Source organism: Gammaproteobacteria bacterium (assembly GCA_040183005.1).
Taxonomy (GTDB): Bacteria; Pseudomonadota; Gammaproteobacteria.
Map to the genome: position 1 here is coordinate 208,688 of JAMPIW010000004.1, position 14,774 is coordinate 223,461.

The 14,774-nt window shown below is 56.0% G+C and carries 18 protein-coding genes; 9 read left to right on the forward strand and 9 right to left on the reverse strand.

Annotation, left to right across the window (positions count from 1 at the left end; all coding sequences use genetic code 11):
• Positions 1 to 205 precede the first annotated feature (205 nt).
• Positions 206 to 1,624, forward strand: coding sequence for a glutamate--tRNA ligase (gltX, locus tag M3A44_05080; GenBank protein MEQ6341027.1), 1,419 nt, complete (start codon positions 206 to 208; stop codon positions 1,622 to 1,624).
• Here the strand turns inward: gltX and M3A44_05085 are convergent.
• Together M3A44_05085 and M3A44_05090 are read right to left on the reverse strand one after the other, a co-directional pair.
• Positions 1,621 to 2,676: an ABC transporter ATP-binding protein gene (locus M3A44_05085; protein ID MEQ6341028.1), complete on the reverse strand. Its 1,056-nt coding sequence runs from the start codon at positions 2,674 to 2,676 to the stop codon at positions 1,621 to 1,623. The genes gltX and M3A44_05085 overlap by 4 nt on opposite strands.
• Positions 2,677 to 2,757: 81 nt before the next feature.
• Positions 2,758 to 4,434, reverse strand: a complete 1,677-nt coding sequence (locus tag M3A44_05090) for a DUF2235 domain-containing protein (protein MEQ6341029.1) — start codon at positions 4,432 to 4,434, stop codon at positions 2,758 to 2,760.
• A gap of 24 nt (positions 4,435 to 4,458) precedes the next feature.
• Between M3A44_05090 and M3A44_05095 the strand changes: the two genes are divergently transcribed.
• Positions 4,459 to 4,596: a hypothetical protein gene (locus M3A44_05095; GenBank protein MEQ6341030.1), complete on the forward strand. Its 138-nt coding sequence runs from the start codon at positions 4,459 to 4,461 to the stop codon at positions 4,594 to 4,596.
• A gap of 69 nt (positions 4,597 to 4,665) precedes the next feature.
• On the opposite strand, the gene M3A44_05100 is transcribed toward M3A44_05095, so the two are convergent.
• A complete protein-coding gene (locus tag M3A44_05100; GenBank protein MEQ6341031.1) occupies positions 4,666 to 5,052 on the reverse strand; it encodes a DUF3304 domain-containing protein in 387 nt (128 codons plus the stop codon).
• A 74-nt stretch (positions 5,053 to 5,126) separates the two neighbouring features.
• Here M3A44_05100 and M3A44_05105 point away from each other — a divergent pair, with 74 nt between their 5' ends.
• From M3A44_05105 to M3A44_05135, 7 genes are all read left to right on the forward strand, one after another.
• Positions 5,127 to 5,672 carry a transposase gene (locus tag M3A44_05105; GenBank protein ID MEQ6341032.1) on the forward strand — a complete coding sequence of 182 codons (546 nt, stop codon included), beginning with the start codon at positions 5,127 to 5,129 and terminating at the stop codon, positions 5,670 to 5,672.
• A gap of 9 nt (positions 5,673 to 5,681) precedes the next feature.
• Complete coding sequence (locus M3A44_05110) at positions 5,682 to 7,421, forward strand: hypothetical protein (protein MEQ6341033.1); 1,740 nt, start codon at positions 5,682 to 5,684, stop codon at positions 7,419 to 7,421.
• 14 nt (positions 7,422 to 7,435) lie between these two features.
• Entirely contained in the window at positions 7,436 to 7,789 is a 354-nt protein-coding gene (locus M3A44_05115; protein MEQ6341034.1) for a hypothetical protein, read from the forward strand.
• A 102-nt stretch (positions 7,790 to 7,891) separates the two neighbouring features.
• Positions 7,892 to 8,431 (forward strand): transposase, encoded by a 540-nt coding sequence (locus M3A44_05120; GenBank protein ID MEQ6341035.1) that lies wholly within the window; start codon positions 7,892 to 7,894, stop codon positions 8,429 to 8,431.
• Between the two features lie 64 nt (positions 8,432 to 8,495).
• Positions 8,496 to 9,041 (forward strand): transposase, encoded by a 546-nt coding sequence (locus tag M3A44_05125; protein MEQ6341036.1) that lies wholly within the window; start codon positions 8,496 to 8,498, stop codon positions 9,039 to 9,041.
• A gap of 181 nt (positions 9,042 to 9,222) precedes the next feature.
• On the forward strand, positions 9,223 to 9,723 hold the full coding sequence (locus M3A44_05130) for a hypothetical protein (protein MEQ6341037.1): 501 nt from the start codon (positions 9,223 to 9,225) through the stop codon (positions 9,721 to 9,723).
• Between the two features lie 115 nt (positions 9,724 to 9,838).
• On the forward strand, positions 9,839 to 10,369 hold the full coding sequence (locus tag M3A44_05135) for a transposase (protein MEQ6341038.1): 531 nt from the start codon (positions 9,839 to 9,841) through the stop codon (positions 10,367 to 10,369).
• Positions 10,370 to 10,447: 78 nt separating this feature from the next.
• Here M3A44_05135 and M3A44_05140 read toward each other — a convergent pair whose 3' ends face one another.
• The 6 genes from M3A44_05140 to M3A44_05165 form a co-directional block, all read right to left on the reverse strand.
• Positions 10,448 to 10,744: a type II toxin-antitoxin system RelE/ParE family toxin gene (locus tag M3A44_05140; protein MEQ6341039.1), complete on the reverse strand. Its 297-nt coding sequence runs from the start codon at positions 10,742 to 10,744 to the stop codon at positions 10,448 to 10,450.
• A complete protein-coding gene (locus tag M3A44_05145) occupies positions 10,741 to 10,926 on the reverse strand; it encodes a hypothetical protein (protein ID MEQ6341040.1) in 186 nt (61 codons plus the stop codon). The genes M3A44_05140 and M3A44_05145 overlap by 4 nt, the downstream gene beginning before the upstream one ends.
• Before the next feature lie 375 nt (positions 10,927 to 11,301).
• Positions 11,302 to 11,607, reverse strand: a complete 306-nt coding sequence (locus M3A44_05150; GenBank protein MEQ6341041.1) for a hypothetical protein — start codon at positions 11,605 to 11,607, stop codon at positions 11,302 to 11,304.
• A 169-nt stretch (positions 11,608 to 11,776) separates the two neighbouring features.
• Positions 11,777 to 12,262: a CREG family protein gene (locus tag M3A44_05155; GenBank protein MEQ6341042.1), complete on the reverse strand. Its 486-nt coding sequence runs from the start codon at positions 12,260 to 12,262 to the stop codon at positions 11,777 to 11,779.
• A gap of 3 nt (positions 12,263 to 12,265) precedes the next feature.
• Positions 12,266 to 13,102 carry an endonuclease/exonuclease/phosphatase family protein gene (locus M3A44_05160; GenBank protein MEQ6341043.1) on the reverse strand — a complete coding sequence of 279 codons (837 nt, stop codon included), beginning with the start codon at positions 13,100 to 13,102 and terminating at the stop codon, positions 12,266 to 12,268.
• Positions 13,099 to 14,730, reverse strand: a complete 1,632-nt coding sequence (locus M3A44_05165; GenBank protein MEQ6341044.1) for an acetolactate synthase large subunit — start codon at positions 14,728 to 14,730, stop codon at positions 13,099 to 13,101. The genes M3A44_05160 and M3A44_05165 overlap by 4 nt, the downstream gene beginning before the upstream one ends.
• Positions 14,731 to 14,774 lie beyond the last annotated feature (44 nt).

A 14,774-nucleotide genomic window follows, 5' to 3' on the forward strand; every position in this document is an offset into this window, starting at 1 on the left:
GTTATTAAAACTAAAAATTGTCTCAAGTGAAAAAAGGGCACCTTTAGTATACTTTAAATTGTATCGGCCTCGTGTCTACTTAAACACAGCCACATCTTCATGTGGACGCGTGTTAGCCCCACCCCGGCTTTTCCGCTACAATGCCACAACATAATTGAACAGCCGCCTGTGCGCCTTGAAAGCATGATTTCATAAAGGAATACCCATGACTGTCCGCACCCGTTTCGCCCCCAGCCCTACCGGCTATCTCCACATCGGCGGTGCCCGTACCGCGCTGTTTTCCTGGTTGTATGCGCGCAAGCACGGCGGCACGTTTATCCTGCGCATCGAGGATACCGATCTGGAACGCTCCACGGCGGAGTCGGTGAATGCGATTCTGGAAGGGATGACATGGCTGGGCCTGGAATACGATGAGGGGCCGTTTTCACAGAGCGACCGTTTTGACCGCTACCGCGAGGTAGCCCAACAGTTGTTGGCCGAAGGCAAGGCCTATCACTGTTACTGTTCCAAAGAGCGGCTTGAAACGCTACGCAACGAACAGATGGCAAACAAAGAGAAGCCGCGCTATGACGGCTATTGCAGGGACATGCAAGATGCTCCTCCGCCCGGCGTGCGTCCGGTGATCCGCTTCAGGAATCCGCAAGAGGGCTCCGTCGTGGTCGAAGACTCAGTCCGCGGACGGGTCACGTTCAGCAACAACGAGCTGGATGACCTGATCATCGTGAGATCAGACGGCACACCCACTTATAATTTCACCGTCGTGGTGGACGATCATGACATGAACGTAACGCACGTCATTCGCGGCGACGACCACCTCAACAACACACCGCGCCAGATCAACATCCTGAAAACACTCGGAGCCACCCCGCCGGTCTATGCCCACGTTCCAATGATCCTCGGCGAAGATGGCGCACGTCTGTCGAAGCGCCACGGCGCGGTAAGCGTGATGCAATACCGCGAGGACGGTTTTCTGCCCGAGGCTGTGCTGAACTATCTGGTGCGGCTGGGCTGGTCGCACGGCGATCAGGAGATATTTTCGGCCGACGAAATGATCCGGCTGTTCGACACCAACGATGTCAACACATCCGCATCCACCTTCAACCCCGGCAAGCTGCTATGGCTCAATCAGCACTACATCAAGACCGGCGATCCTGCCCATGTAGCACATCATTTGAGCTGGCACATGGGGCGCCTCGGCATTGATCCTGCCGCCGGCCCGGAGCTGGTTGAGGTGGTCAAGGCGCAGCGTGAGCGTGCCAAGACACTGGTGGAAATGGCGCACAACAGCGTACTGTTCTACCGGGATTTCGACACCTTTGACGAAAAAGCCGCCACTAAAAACCTCAAACCCGAGATTCGGGATATCCTGACAGCGTTACGCACACGCCTTTCCGACTTGCAGGAGTGGAACGCCGAGGGGATTCATCAAGCGGTGACGGAAATCGCAGAGGCACACGGCCTGAAGATGGGCAAGCTCGCCCAACCGCTACGCGTGGCGGTGTGCGGCACAGACGTGTCGCCGCCGATTGACGTGACGGTCGCCCTGATTGGGCGCGAGCGGACGTTGCGGCGGATTGATAAGGCGTTAGCTTATATCGAAACAGTGAAACAGGGTCCGGCTTAAAGCCCGCCCTCATGCGGAAATGTCACCAGATGATTCGCCGCGATGCGGATGCCCACCCATTCGCTGATGGCGTGATCATGGTGGCTGGGGAATAGGGCGAGCACCTTGCTGCCGCTGGCCAGCCTTAGCGTGTACATGATCGACGCGCCCTTGAAGGCCTTGTTGAGAATTTCGCCGCGCAGAGTACTTTCCATGCAGGGCACGATATCATCGGGGCGCAGCAGCACATCTACCTTGGTGCCCGTCGCCCAGGGATAGGCGCGGTCACCGCTAATCACGCCAACCTCGGTCTCTACAGTGTCGGGGGCCAGCAGTTTCCCGGCGAGAAACACCCCCTGGCCGATGAAGTCGGCGACAAAGCGGTTGGCAGGTTCATGATAGAGATTGAACGGCGTATCCCACTGCAGTATGCGCCCCTGGTGCATGATCCCCACCATCTCACCGAGCGCGAACGCCTCCTGCTGATCGTGCGTAACCAGGATGGTGGCGATATTCTGGCTTTTGAGAATATCACGCACCTCCAACCCGAGCCGTTCACGTAATTCGACATCGAGATTGGAGAAAGGCTCGTCCATCAGGATCATTTCGGGTTGTGGCGCCAGCGCCCGCGCCAGGGCGACACGCTGCTGCTGGCCTCCCGAGAGTTCGTGAGGATAGCGCTTGCCCAGCCCGCCTAATCCCACTATCTCCAACAAACGCGCAACCGTCTGCCGCCTGTCTTCTTTTGAGGTGCCGCGCAGACCGAAACCGATGTTGGACGCGACATCCATGTGCGGGAACAGCGCGTAATCCTGAAACACCATCCCCAGGCGGCGCTTCTCTGGCGGGAGGGTGTAGCCGGGGCGAGAAACGGCGCTGCCGCGCAACACGATTTCCCCGCCGTAAACCGGCTCAAATCCCGCGATGGCACGCAGCACCGTGGTCTTGCCGCAACCGCTCGGCCCCAGCAGACAGGCCAGCGAACCCTGATTGATACGCAGCGAAAGATCGCGCACTACCGTGTTGCTGTTATAGCGACACTCGATGTTTTTGATTTCAAGTAACGGGATCATGTGAATAGCTTTTTTGTGGTGGGCATGTTTTTGCGTGCCAATGCGATCAAGTGATAATTCACCCGCCCTGCGCCGCACGCCTCATGCGGGCACCGATTGTTGTTCAGTGAATACGTCCAGCTTCTCGTTCATCGAATGTTGCGACTTCACGTCCTTGCCAAGATAAACCACGTGAGGATCGGATGGCAAGGTCGAATCTTGTGCAAAGCCCGCAAGCGAGTCGTGGATGTGGCTCTCAAAGAAGGCGAATATTTTTTCATCGGCCAGCCCTTTGTTCAAGAAAAACTCGTTCTCGTAGGCTTCAAGCAAGCCCCGGTAATGCGGCCGTAATCGGCTGCGCCGGGCGAGATCATGCAGGCACGCGTCACGCAGGGATTGGGCATCGGCGATCAGTTGCGCATCGTATTGTTCCAGGTTTTTGATTAACGCATCACCCTCCCCCGGTAGAGTGTCACGCCTCGCCTTAGCGCGCAGCAGCTCGTCCTGGGCAACGCTGTGCGCCTGTTGTGCGGCGGCAATGTTGTCATCGTAAGGTTTGAGCTTGGCGGGAGTGATGTTTCCGTAGCCTTGGCGTTGGAGGTAGTGAGAACGCTCCATTTCCGCTCGCGTAACGTCCCAGCGCGCGTGCATTTCCTTACGTGTCAACTCGGTAATATCGCGATCTGCTTTTTGCCGTTCGGCACTGTACTGCGCTTCATTGCCCTCAATCCGCCCCGCCAGGGATTTATCGCCCTTTTGCTTGCGCCGAATCTGCGCAAAGCGCCAGGCGTGGTACACCGCCATATGGGCGTTCATCGTCTTGCCGAGGGATTTGCCGCCCCAGCCTGCGAGGGACATGTAATGGTTGTAGCGTTCTTTTAATGCGTTTGAAGTATCAAAATCATCTTTATTATCTTGCTGCCACGCTTTTTCCGGCAAGAAGGGGGCGCCCATGTCCAGCGCCTCATCGTACATATGGCGCAAAGCAATCTGACTTAACATCTGGTTAGCATAACCGCTCTTGCCCTCCTCCCCCGGCCGATAGCCGCCACCCACATTGGAATGCACACCCGGATACACCATCTCCTTGCAGTTGCCGGGTTTGATGCCGCCATCGCACACGCTGTCTACTGGAAAGGAATTACGCACTTCATGCGCCGCAACAAAGTGGACGGCTTGTTCGACCGCCGGGGGGATGTGCAGCCCGTCAGCCCAGTCACCGTGGCCGTCCGCAATGCCGGGCGCGGGGTCTGCGCCCGGCGCGCCGAAGGCGATATCGACCGCACGCAGTGTTTTAGGCGATGCTTTGGTAACAGCATATTCGAAGGCGCCGCCGATGGCGCGGGCCGCATTTGCCACAGTCATTCTATCCGTCCGTGTTACTGAGAGATTGTTGGCGCTCATGGGCGCACCGACCGAGGCCACAGTATCAAACAAGCCCATGAAACGCACCCGTAACGGGCATTTGCCTTGCTTCAGTTGCAGGCCTGCGCCGATTTGGGTACAACGCTTGGCGATAAAGTCGCGGATAAAGGCGCGGGCGAGATGGGGCGCGAGTTTGTCGTCAAACTGCTTCAGCGCCCAATCGAGACGCTTTTTCCTCTCGGCGCCGAATCCGTTGCCAGTTATCGTGCCGCCTTTGTCACCGACTTCCTTGAAATAGGTGCCGATGCCGGGGACGTAGATGCGGTAGGTGCCTGTGATGTCGTTATCTTTAGGATGTACCCGATATAGGCGAACGACATTACTATGCTCCAACTTGCCCAAGTCGGCGTCCATGTTATTGCCCGTGCCGTCAAAAAAATGAAACTGAACCACAACAGTTGCTGGCAACTGATCACGGGGGGGCTCGCCGTTTGCGCCGCCATTGCCGCGCCCAGACTGCTAGCGATTTTAGAGCCCGCCGCTTTGTTGGCGGCATCCATTGCCGCCGTGGGTTGATCGGCGAGTTCAGCGCTGGCTTGTAAAGCATTTTTTGATTGAGCCAGGCCTGGCGCGATTTTATCGCCTTTACTCTTTTGGTTTTTGGTCATCGGGACACCTCGGGTAATCGGAACGGTCTTCGCGGTCTTCGCTCAATATCAATCGTGGCGGCGAGCTATGTTCGGTAATTGCCGCCTCCACATGGCCATCGGGGTAAAAATGCACCTCGAAATAACCGGGGTTGGCGGGGACTTTGGGGTCAACGGGGGCTTCCAGGGTTTTGAAGAAATGATGCGCTCTTGTTGATATGTAGTCACTGCGTTTGATCTCTATGTACGTACAGCCACTCGCCACCCATTTCACCTTTACCGTTTTCGGAGCCGGGGTGCCGGGGGTGTAGCTGAAGCAGCAGACATTTGTGCCGCCTGAGGTTACGGTGCTAACGTGCAGATTCCCGCCGCCTATGCCATTCACAGCCCGGTAGGGTGGGCACGTTTTTTGTGCCCACGCGTAAAATAAACCTTAACCCATGATGCAATGATGTCGTTATGTCGCGCTATCGCCGAGCCAATACTGCGGGGGCCACTTATTTTTTCACGGTGGTGACGTATCGCCGCCAACCGATTTTGTGCGATACGCCGGTACGCACGGCGTTGCGAGACGCTATTGTTGCGGTGCGCGAACAACGGCCCTTTACGATTGATGCGTGGGTGCTGTTGCCAGATCATTTGCATTGTATTTGGACGTTACCGCCGGACGATGTCGATTTCCCTGTGCGTTGGAGCATGATCAAACGGCGGGTAAGCGTGGCGTGCGCCGCAGCGTATAAGCGCCCTGACTGGATTACCGCATCGAAACGTAAACATCGGGAATCGACGCTGTGGCAACGTCGTTACTGGGAACACCAAATCCGCGATGAAACGGATTTTATACGGCATGTGGATTACACCCATTACAATCCGGTCAAACATGGGTTATGCCAACAGGTGGCGGAATGGCCCCATTCAACGTTTCACCGCCATGTTGCGCAAGGTGTCTATGCACTTGATTGGGGGGGTGTGGAGGCCGGGATGGGGGAAGCATTCGGTGAATGACATAACGGCGTGGGCACAAACTACGTGCCCACCCTACTTGGCTATACCTACGACAGCCTCGGTAATCTCAAAAGTCGTGCCGACGCCATCAACAGCGTCACCGAAACCTTCGCCTATGACGCCCTCAACCGCCTGACCTCCGTCAGCGGCCCCGCGCCCAAGACCTACGCCTACGACAGCATCGGCAACATCACCAGCAAATCCGATATCGGCACCTACACCTACGGCGCCAAACCCCACGCCGTCAGTACCACCGCCACGGCGGGCGTGGTCAACGCCAGCTATGGTTATGACGCCAACGGCAACATGACCAGTGCCAGCTATGGCAACAACAATGGGCGGTATTTCACGTATACCAGCTTCAATAAAATAGGACAGTTCCAGCGGGCGGGCAGTGGCAGCGTAACTGGATACGTCTACGACGCCTATCACGAGCGCATGGTGACATGTGGCTCTAACTCGGCATGTACGGTTTATCTCAATCCGTACCCGGGCGCGGGCACGTTCTACGAGAAAGTGTTAAATACACACACCCACTACATCCATGCCGGCGCCACCCCGGTTGCCATCTATACCTTGGATATCACCAACCCCACCCCCGTGGTGCGCTACCTGCACAAAGACCACCTCGGCTCCATCGACGCCATCACCAATGCAACCGGCGCCGTCGTCGAACGCTTCTCCTACGACGCCTTCGGCAAACTCCGCCTGACCAATGGCCAGGACAGCCCCTCACTGCTCAGCGCCAGCCGCGGCTATACCGGGCATGAACACTACTGGGGCGCGGGCCAGGGATTGATCAACATGAACGGGCGGGTCTACGACCCCAGCCTCGCCCGCTTCACCAGCGCCGACCCGTACATCCACAACCCCAGCGACAGCCAGGAACTGAACCGCTACAGCTATGTCACCAATAATCCGTTGAAGTATACTGACCCGACGGGGTATAAGAAGGTTTGGCAGCAGAAGTGGTTTAGGGAGACGGTGAAGGTAGTGGTGGCGGTCGTGGCGGCGGCGTATACAGGAGGCGCGGCATATAGTGCATTTATGGGGTCTGCGATCAGCTCGGCAGGCGGTGCGATGGCGATAACGGGCGCTCAGTATGCGGCCGCCACCGCCTCGGCAACGATTGTGAGCGGCATGGCAAGCGGCGCGGTAGCGGGTGGCATCATGGGCAACGGTAGCCTCAAAGGCGCGGTGGGCGGGGCGACAACCGGGATGCTGTTCGGAGCGGTCAATGCTTCGGGCGTGTCTGGTTTCAGCAAGGTATTGGCTTCGGGGACGGTCGGAGGCATCACCACCGATGCGCAAGGCGGAAGATTTGAAGACGGGTTTAAGATGTCGGGTATTACCTCGTCTATGAATTGGGGGTATGAAAAGGCGGTGAATTTCGGGGCCAATCCGCTGCCCGGAGAAAATTTACCGGGTGGGGCATACAGCACAGTAGATGCGCAAGGATTGCCTGCTGTTCCGCCAAGAACTAATGTGTTTGGCAAAAACGTGCCTTTGACAGGTGATTTCTGGACGGACTTTGATAAGCAGGGAGGGTTTCTCAGCAAGATCTTCAACTCCATCCCGACGATGAATCCAATTGCCGCGGGTCACGATCAAATTTTCAACAAGGGATGGTTACCTTTTAATACGTTTACCAATTACGGAACCATGTTGCCGGCGGCCGTCGTCACTTATGGTGCGCTACTTGATGGACCAATCGCGGTTCAGCTTGCGGTTGATCGATCCAAGGGATGAGGAAGGTGCGTTTTATGGAGTCCCGACCCAGAAACGTAAAGAATGGTCTGGCGATTTTTGGTGTTGCATCGACATTCCTTCTGGCATGCACAACGATTACGCCGCACGAAAATTTCAAGGCGCACTTGAATGCCGCCTTGAGTCGTAGCGTTGATGTTGATCCTGCCCTGTCGCTGTGTTCACAGAAACAGAAGAATCTGATCGAAGAAAAACTTTTACCGAATGGAAACATGGAATCTAGACATTTTCTTCGTTATGGCTGGACTGGGGGAATATGTACCTATTTTTGTGAATTTGACTCGGTAACACGAAAAATTGTGCATGTGCGTTTCGAGGGTGTGGAAGAGAATTGCGGCATACCTCCGTAACACACACACACAACGCGGTAAGCCCAGTAGCCCGGTAGGGTGGGCACGTTTTTTGTGCCCACGCGTAAAATAAACCTTAACCCATGATGCAATGATGTCGTTATGTCGCGCTATCGCCGAGCCAATACTGCGGGGGCCACTTATTTTTTCACGGTGGTGACGTATCGCCGCCAACCGATTTTGTGCGATACGCTGGTACGCACGGCGTTGCGAGACGCTATTGTTGCGGTGCGCGAACAACGGCCCTTTACGATTGATGCGTGGGTGCTGTTGCCAGATCATTTACATTGTATTTGGACGTTACCGCCGGACGATGTCGATTTCCCTGTGCGTTGGAGCATGATCAAACGGCGGGTAAGCGTGGCGTGCGCCGCAGCGTATAAGCGCCCTGACTGGATTACCGCATCGAAACGTAAACATCGGGAATCGACGCTGTGGCAACGCCGTTACTGGGAACACCAAATCCGCGATGAAACGGATTTTATACGGCATGTGGATTACATCCATTACAATCCGGTCAAACATGGGTTATGCCAACAGGTGGCGGAATGGCCCCATTCAACGTTTCACCGCCATGTTGCGCAAGGTGTCTATGCGCTTGATTGGGGAGGTGTGGAGGCCGGGATGGGGGAAGCCCGGTAGGGTGGGCACGTTTTTTGTGCCCACGCGTAAAATAAACCTTAACTCATAATGCAATGATGTCGTTATGTCGCGCTATCGCCGAGCCAATACTGCGGGGGCCACTTATTTTTTCACGGTGGTGACGTATCGCCGCCAACCGATTTTGTGCGATACGCCGGTACGCACGGCGTTGCGAGACGCTATTGTTGCGGTGCGCGAACAACGGCCCTTTACGATTGATGCGTGGGTGCTGTTGCCAGATCATTTGCATTGTATTTGGACGTTACCGCCGGACGATGTCGATTTCCCTGTGCGTTGGAGCATGATCAAACGGCGGGTAAGCGTGGCGTGCGCCGCAGCGTATAAGCGCCCTGACTGGATTACCGCATCGAAACGTAAACATCGGGAATCGACGCTGTGGCAACGTCGTTACTGGGAACACCAAATCCGCGATGAAACGGATTTTATACGGCATGTGGATTACATCCATTACAATCCGGTCAAACATGGGTTATGCCAACAGGTGGCGGAATGGCCCCATTCAACGTTTCACCGCCATGTTGCGCAAGGTGTCTATGCGCTTGATTGGGGAGGTGTGGAGGCCGGGATGGGGGAAGCATTCGGTGAATGACATAACGGCGTGGGCACAAACTACGTGCCCACCCTACTTGGCTTTATTTAATGTATGGAGCATAAGCACGATGCTTCCGTCCGCCGCTTACGTTGCTATCGAGAAGAGTAACGGTGTCTGGTCTTTAAACCAGTACATAGGTGATCGTTAGTTGTAGTGCAGGCATCTTGGAGGGTATCGGATGAAATTGACGTTGGTTTGGTGCGGGTTGAGAGAGGAAATAGGTGCTATCAACCGAGGTAACTTGCCATATGTCGGTTTAATAACATTCGCTGTTTTACTGGCAGGGTGCGCTGTTCCACGAGGCGGAGTACTAATACCACCGGTAGGATATACAGATGAACAACCGATCAATGACCGGATCGAATGTAGCCATTGGGCGTCGAAATTGGCAATGGCCAAACTTCCATTGACTGATCAGGAAAACATGCGGGTAAATGGTGTAGAAACAGGTCGATTTTCTGAGGGGGGACGTGGCAGGAGTCTGTATTCTGATCGTCAGTTTTTATGCATGCTAGATCGTGATTATCAATATGTTGATTATCCCGCTAACTGGCTTCCAGAGTCTCGTTGTGAAGCTCTCAAATCATATAAATCTGGCGGCATAGATGAAAAGCGGTTGCGGTACATGTGTGAAAAATCACCTGAAAATCACAAATGTGATGTGTGCCAAACGCGGTAAGTTGGGCTGGCAGGTTGGCGCTGAGCTTGCGAAGCAAGTAGCCTGGGTTGAGCGTTGTTGCGAAGCCCGGGATAGTGGACTCGAATTGTCCCCATGTATTTGAATTGCTACTGTAATGGTCGCCTATCGCCGTAACTTCATTCCTGGAGGAAGTTATTTTTTCACGGTGACGCTGCTGGATCGTGCATCGCGGTTGTTGATCGAACGCATCGACGAGTTGCGTGCTGCGTTTGTATCGGTACGGCTGGAACGTCCCTTTGAAATCGACGCTATTGTGGTCTTACCTGATCATTTGCATTGCATCTGGACATTGCCGCCGGGCGATGCGGACTACGCTTTGCGGTGGCGTGAAATCAAATCACGCTTCTCGCGGCGTATTCCACTTGGTGAACGCCGCACTGCGGGACGAATGAACAAACGCGAACGCGGTGTGTGGCAACGCCGTTATTGGGAACACACGCTGCGCGACGAACGGGACATGGCGCGGCATATCGACTATATCCATTACAACCCCATCAAACACGGCCATGTATCTTGTGCCGCCGACTGGCCATACTCCTCGTTTCACCGTTTTGTACAACGCGGGGTTTATCCTTTGGATTGGGGTATGGCCGATGAAATCAATCACGGAAAATTCGGGGAATGAAGGTGCCTGCCGCCCCGGGTTTCGCAAACAACGCTCAACCCAGGCTACTTGCTACGGGATTGCGCCCTACCGGGCTGTCTATCCTTCCTCCCACGGCTTTTTTTCTTGTCCCACGAGATCACGGCTGCCGTGTAGCACCGTGACGATGAGTAGGTGATCGGGTGCGGTGCGGTAGCCTCGGTAGATGATCTCGCGGATGTCTTCGCGCTCGGCCTCAGGCACGGAGCGGCCGATTTGCGGAAATTCCGGTATATTGTCGATCCGTTTGAATAGCCGCTCGATAAATTGCCGGGCATAGAAGGGTGAGTCCTGCGAGATGTAAGCGCGCAACTGCCGTACGTCGGCGCGCGCCTGGCGCGACCACTCCAGTCTCACGGCCAATTTCCGAGCAGTTCGTTTTTAACCTCCTCGTGGGGAATCACGCGCCCCTCCTCTGCGTCTTTCAACCCTGCTTCTATCTTCTGTTTCACATAAAGCTCATACATGATGTCATCCCAACTGGCCTGTTCCGGCAAATGGTCGATAAGCTGTCTTGCGGCTTCTTTTGGCGTTGCCATACATCACCTCGTTATCAGTTGCGTGCATTCTCTTTAGCCGCCTGGCCCGAGCGATCCAGCGTTTGGCGTCGTGCTTGCGAAAAACAGGATCAGGTTCTGCTTGCCACAATTCTACGTATTTTTCGTGGCTACGGCTACGGCGCCTACAGTCACCGAAACGCGCCCAACGGCGCCGTTATCCGCACCTGACCACTGTCGTCAGCGACCGCCCTAGGCAACCTCACCCGCTACAGCTACGACCCCTTCGGCAACCTCGTCCAGACCGTCGACCCCAAATCCAACATCGCCACGCTCACCTACGACCTGCGCGGCCGCAAGCGCAGCATGACCGATCCCGACATGGGCTACTGGTGATGCGTGGGTGCTGCTGCCCGATCATTTGCATTGTATTTGGACATTACCGCCGGACGATGTCGATTTCCCTGTGCGTTGGAGCATAATCAAACGGCGGGTAAGCGTGGCGTGCGCTGCGGCGTATAAGCGCCCCGGCTGGATTACCGCCTCGAAACGTAAACGTATCGGGAATCGACACTGTGGCAACGCCGTTACTGGGAGCATACAGTGCGTGACGAACGGGACATGGCGCGGCGTATCGACTATATCCATTAGCCGCTTCTGCACATCCTGCGCCCGCGACACTCGTGCATCCATGCACAGCGCAACCCCATCAAACACGGCCATGCATCTTGTGCCGCCGACTGGCCACATTCCTCGTTTCACCGCTTTGTACAACGCGGGGTTTATCCCTTGAATTGGGGTGTGACCGATGAAATCAATCACGGGAAATTCGGGGAATGAAGGTGCCTGCCGCCCCGGGTTTCGCAAAAACGCTCATCAGGCTACTTGCTTTTTATAGGTTGATCTGACCCCGCGCCGCCGCCTCAAGCTGTGCGCGGCTTAACGTGTAGGCGCGGGCAAAGCCGCCGGTGTAGCGTGCCTCCAGGGGTAGCAGCCGGAACAGCATGAAGTCGCCAAAGCCGAATAGCTGCTCGGCCGCTGGCAAGTGCTCAAGGTAACGCTCGCGCGCGTTTGCGTATTCAGCGCTGCCACGCGTGAGATCAACCACCGTCCCCTGGATGCTGACGCGCGCTAACGTTTGCGGATCATCGCTGCCGGTATCGGGTTCGCTGATAACCAGCGATGCCCGTGGATCCGCCAACAGGTTGCGGGTGTGCGGCGCCAAACGGCTCAGGTGCAGCAAAAAGCCGCTGAAATCCGCCTCGGGTACATAGGCAACCATTGAAGCAAACGGCGCACTCTCATGCAGAGTGGCCAGCGCGGCCCAGCGGTTTGCATGTATCAACTGTGCCAGGCGGGGATATTCGTCGGCGTGCATGGGTTAGGGGGCGTGCGCTTGTCCGACCAGATGGACATCTTCGGGTACGGCGATTTCCAGCGCGATTGGCAAATGGTCTGATACCGCGTGACTCAATACGCGCATGTCACATACCTTCAGCGTCGGCGTGACCAGGATGTGATCAATATTGCGGAATGGGCGCCAGCTGGGGAAGGTATGCAATGCCTCCAATGGTTCGCATAGCCGGGTATTTGCCAGTAGTGTTTCCATTTCATTGCTTTGTGGCTGGCAATTCAGATCGCCCATTAGTACCACATGTTCATATTGATTAGCGATTTCTCCGATGAATGCGAACTGCTGCAACCGCACGCGCTTGCTGAGTGCCAGATGGGCGAGCAAGACAATCAGCGGGTGGTCATCACTGCCATAGCGCACCATCATCAGGCCGCGCCCGGGGATCAGTCCGGGCAGTTTGTGTTCGATGATTTCCCGGGGCTGAATTCTGCTCAGCAGGCCATTGCTGTGCTGCGCGAACTTGCCGAGATTGCGGTTGGTCTGGTGGTACCAATAAGGAAAACGTCCTCGGCGTGCCAGGTATTCGATTTGATTTACAAAATAACTGCGCATACTGCCGGCGTCGACCTCCTGCAGCGCAACCACGTCATACTCGCTCGCCAGATGCGCGATGCGATCCAGGTTGTCGAAGCTGCCCAAATGCGGTAGCACATGCTTCCAGCTTTGGGTGAAATAATGGTGGGGACGGGTTGAGGCAATACCCGCCTGGATGTTGTAACTCAACAGGCGCAGGCGCGTCTTCACTGCCGGTTTAGCACTAAACTGGTGATACATTGAATGGGCGGTATGGGCGACGGCAGTCATAGCTGAAAGATCATTTCCCCCAATTTTTCGGTGAGTTTGAGGTTTTCGCTGTAATCGACAGGGCAGTCTATAATGCTTACAGTGTTATCCGCCAGCGCCGTTTTCAAGATCGGTAGTAAATCATCGGCGTGCTGCACGCGATAGCCTTTAGCGCCGAATGAATCGGCATATTTGACGAAATCCGGGTTGGTGAATTTAACATGTGCCGCGCGGCCATAGGTATTCATCTGTTTCCACTCGATCAGCCCGTAACCGCAGTCATTCCAGATCAGGATCACAACCGGCGTGTTCATGCGCATCGCGGTCTCGATTTCCTGCGAGTTCATCAGGAATCCGGCGTCGCCCGTCACCGCCACCACGGCGCGGTTGGGGTAGGCCAGCTTCGCGGCAATCGCGCCCGGCACGGCAATGCCCATGCTGGCGAAACCGTTGGAGATGATGCAGGTGTTAGGATACTCGCAGCGGAACATGCGCGCCATCCACATCTTGTGCGCGCCGACATCGCAGATCACGATGTCTTCCAGCCCCAGCGCGGTACGCAAATCCCAGATGATTTTTTGCGGCTTGACAGGAAAGCCCTGATCCGCGCTATGCACCTTCATCTCGTCGATCAGCGCCTGGCGCAGCGGGCGCAGGCGATGACCCTGATGTGGCGCGGCAAGCTCCGCGATGCGATCCAGGCTGTGCCTGATGTCGCCGATTACGCCGACCTCCACCACGTAGTGCGCATCCACTTCCGCAGGTGACATGTCGATGTGGACGATCTTGCGGTCGCATGTCGGGTGCCACAGATAGGGGTGATACTCGACGAGATCGTAGCCCACGCAGATGATGACATCGGCCTCATCAAAGCCGAAATTTGCATAATCATGGGCCTGCAGGCCCGCGCTGCCCAGTGCCATCGGGTGCTTGAAGGGGATGACGCCCTTGGCCATGAAGGTGTTGGTGACCGGGATATTGAGCTTGCCCGCAAAGGCTGCAAGCTGAGTAGATGCTTGGGCGCGTATCACGCCGTTGCCCGCCAGAATGATCGGGTTGCGCGCATTGGAGATGATTTCAGCGGCGTATCGTACCCGGTCGGCAGGTGGTTCGGGTGGCGTTGGATACTGCGAACGCAGTGGCGTGGCCTCGATGGGCATCTCCGCAAGATTCTCCGGAAACTCGATAAATGACGCGCCGGATTTCTCCATCTGCGCCTGCTTGAACGCCTTGCGCACTACCTCGGGGATGGTGTTGGGCGTCAGCAACCGGGTGGAATATTTGGTGATGGGATCAAAGATCTTTTGCAGATCGAGTACCTGGTGGGACTCCTTATGCAAGCGGTTGGTGCCCGCCTGCCCAGCAATCGCCACCACGGGCGCGTGATCCATGTTCGCGTCCGCCACGCCTGTGATCAGGTTCGTCGCGCCGGGGCCGAGCGTGGACAGGCACACGCCCGCGCGCCGCGTAAGCCGCCCATAGACATCCGCCATGAACGCCGCGCCCTGCTCATGACGAGTGGTGACGAACGTGATGGGGGAGTCCAGCAAGGCATCCATCACCGCCAGGTTTTCCTCGCCGGGGATGCCGAAAACATACTCCACTCCTTCGTTTTCGAGGCATTTGACAAATAGTTCGGCTGCTTTCATGTTATTCCATTGTTGCCCGGCTTCGCCCCCTCACTACGTTCTCC

What these genes read in the sequence shown, in the direction of transcription:
- gltX (MEQ6341027.1), top strand. Translation starts at nt 206, where the DNA reads ATGACTGTCCGCACCCGTTTCGCCCCCAGCCCTACCGGCTATCTCCAC.
- M3A44_05085 (MEQ6341028.1), bottom strand. Translation starts at nt 2,676, where the DNA reads ATGATCCCGTTACTTGAAATCAAAAACATCGAGTGTCGCTATAACAGC.
- M3A44_05090 (MEQ6341029.1), bottom strand. Translation starts at nt 4,434, where the DNA reads ATGGACGCCGACTTGGGCAAGTTGGAGCATAGTAATGTCGTTCGCCTA.
- M3A44_05095 (MEQ6341030.1), top strand. Translation starts at nt 4,459, where the DNA reads ATGAAACTGAACCACAACAGTTGCTGGCAACTGATCACGGGGGGGCTC.
- M3A44_05105 (MEQ6341032.1), top strand. Translation starts at nt 5,127, where the DNA reads ATGTCGCGCTATCGCCGAGCCAATACTGCGGGGGCCACTTATTTTTTC.
- M3A44_05115 (MEQ6341034.1), top strand. Translation starts at nt 7,436, where the DNA reads ATGGAGTCCCGACCCAGAAACGTAAAGAATGGTCTGGCGATTTTTGGT.
- M3A44_05120 (MEQ6341035.1), top strand. Translation starts at nt 7,892, where the DNA reads ATGTCGCGCTATCGCCGAGCCAATACTGCGGGGGCCACTTATTTTTTC.
- M3A44_05125 (MEQ6341036.1), top strand. Translation starts at nt 8,496, where the DNA reads ATGTCGCGCTATCGCCGAGCCAATACTGCGGGGGCCACTTATTTTTTC.
- M3A44_05130 (MEQ6341037.1), top strand. Translation starts at nt 9,223, where the DNA reads ATGAAATTGACGTTGGTTTGGTGCGGGTTGAGAGAGGAAATAGGTGCT.
- M3A44_05135 (MEQ6341038.1), top strand. Translation starts at nt 9,839, where the DNA reads ATGGTCGCCTATCGCCGTAACTTCATTCCTGGAGGAAGTTATTTTTTC.
- M3A44_05145 (MEQ6341040.1), bottom strand. Translation starts at nt 10,926, where the DNA reads ATGGCAACGCCAAAAGAAGCCGCAAGACAGCTTATCGACCATTTGCCG.
- M3A44_05150 (MEQ6341041.1), bottom strand. Translation starts at nt 11,607, where the DNA reads ATGGCCGTGTTTGATGGGGTTGCGCTGTGCATGGATGCACGAGTGTCG.
- M3A44_05155 (MEQ6341042.1), bottom strand. Translation starts at nt 12,262, where the DNA reads ATGCACGCCGACGAATATCCCCGCCTGGCACAGTTGATACATGCAAAC.
- M3A44_05160 (MEQ6341043.1), bottom strand. Translation starts at nt 13,102, where the DNA reads ATGACTGCCGTCGCCCATACCGCCCATTCAATGTATCACCAGTTTAGT.
- M3A44_05165 (MEQ6341044.1), bottom strand. Translation starts at nt 14,730, where the DNA reads ATGAAAGCAGCCGAACTATTTGTCAAATGCCTCGAAAACGAAGGAGTG.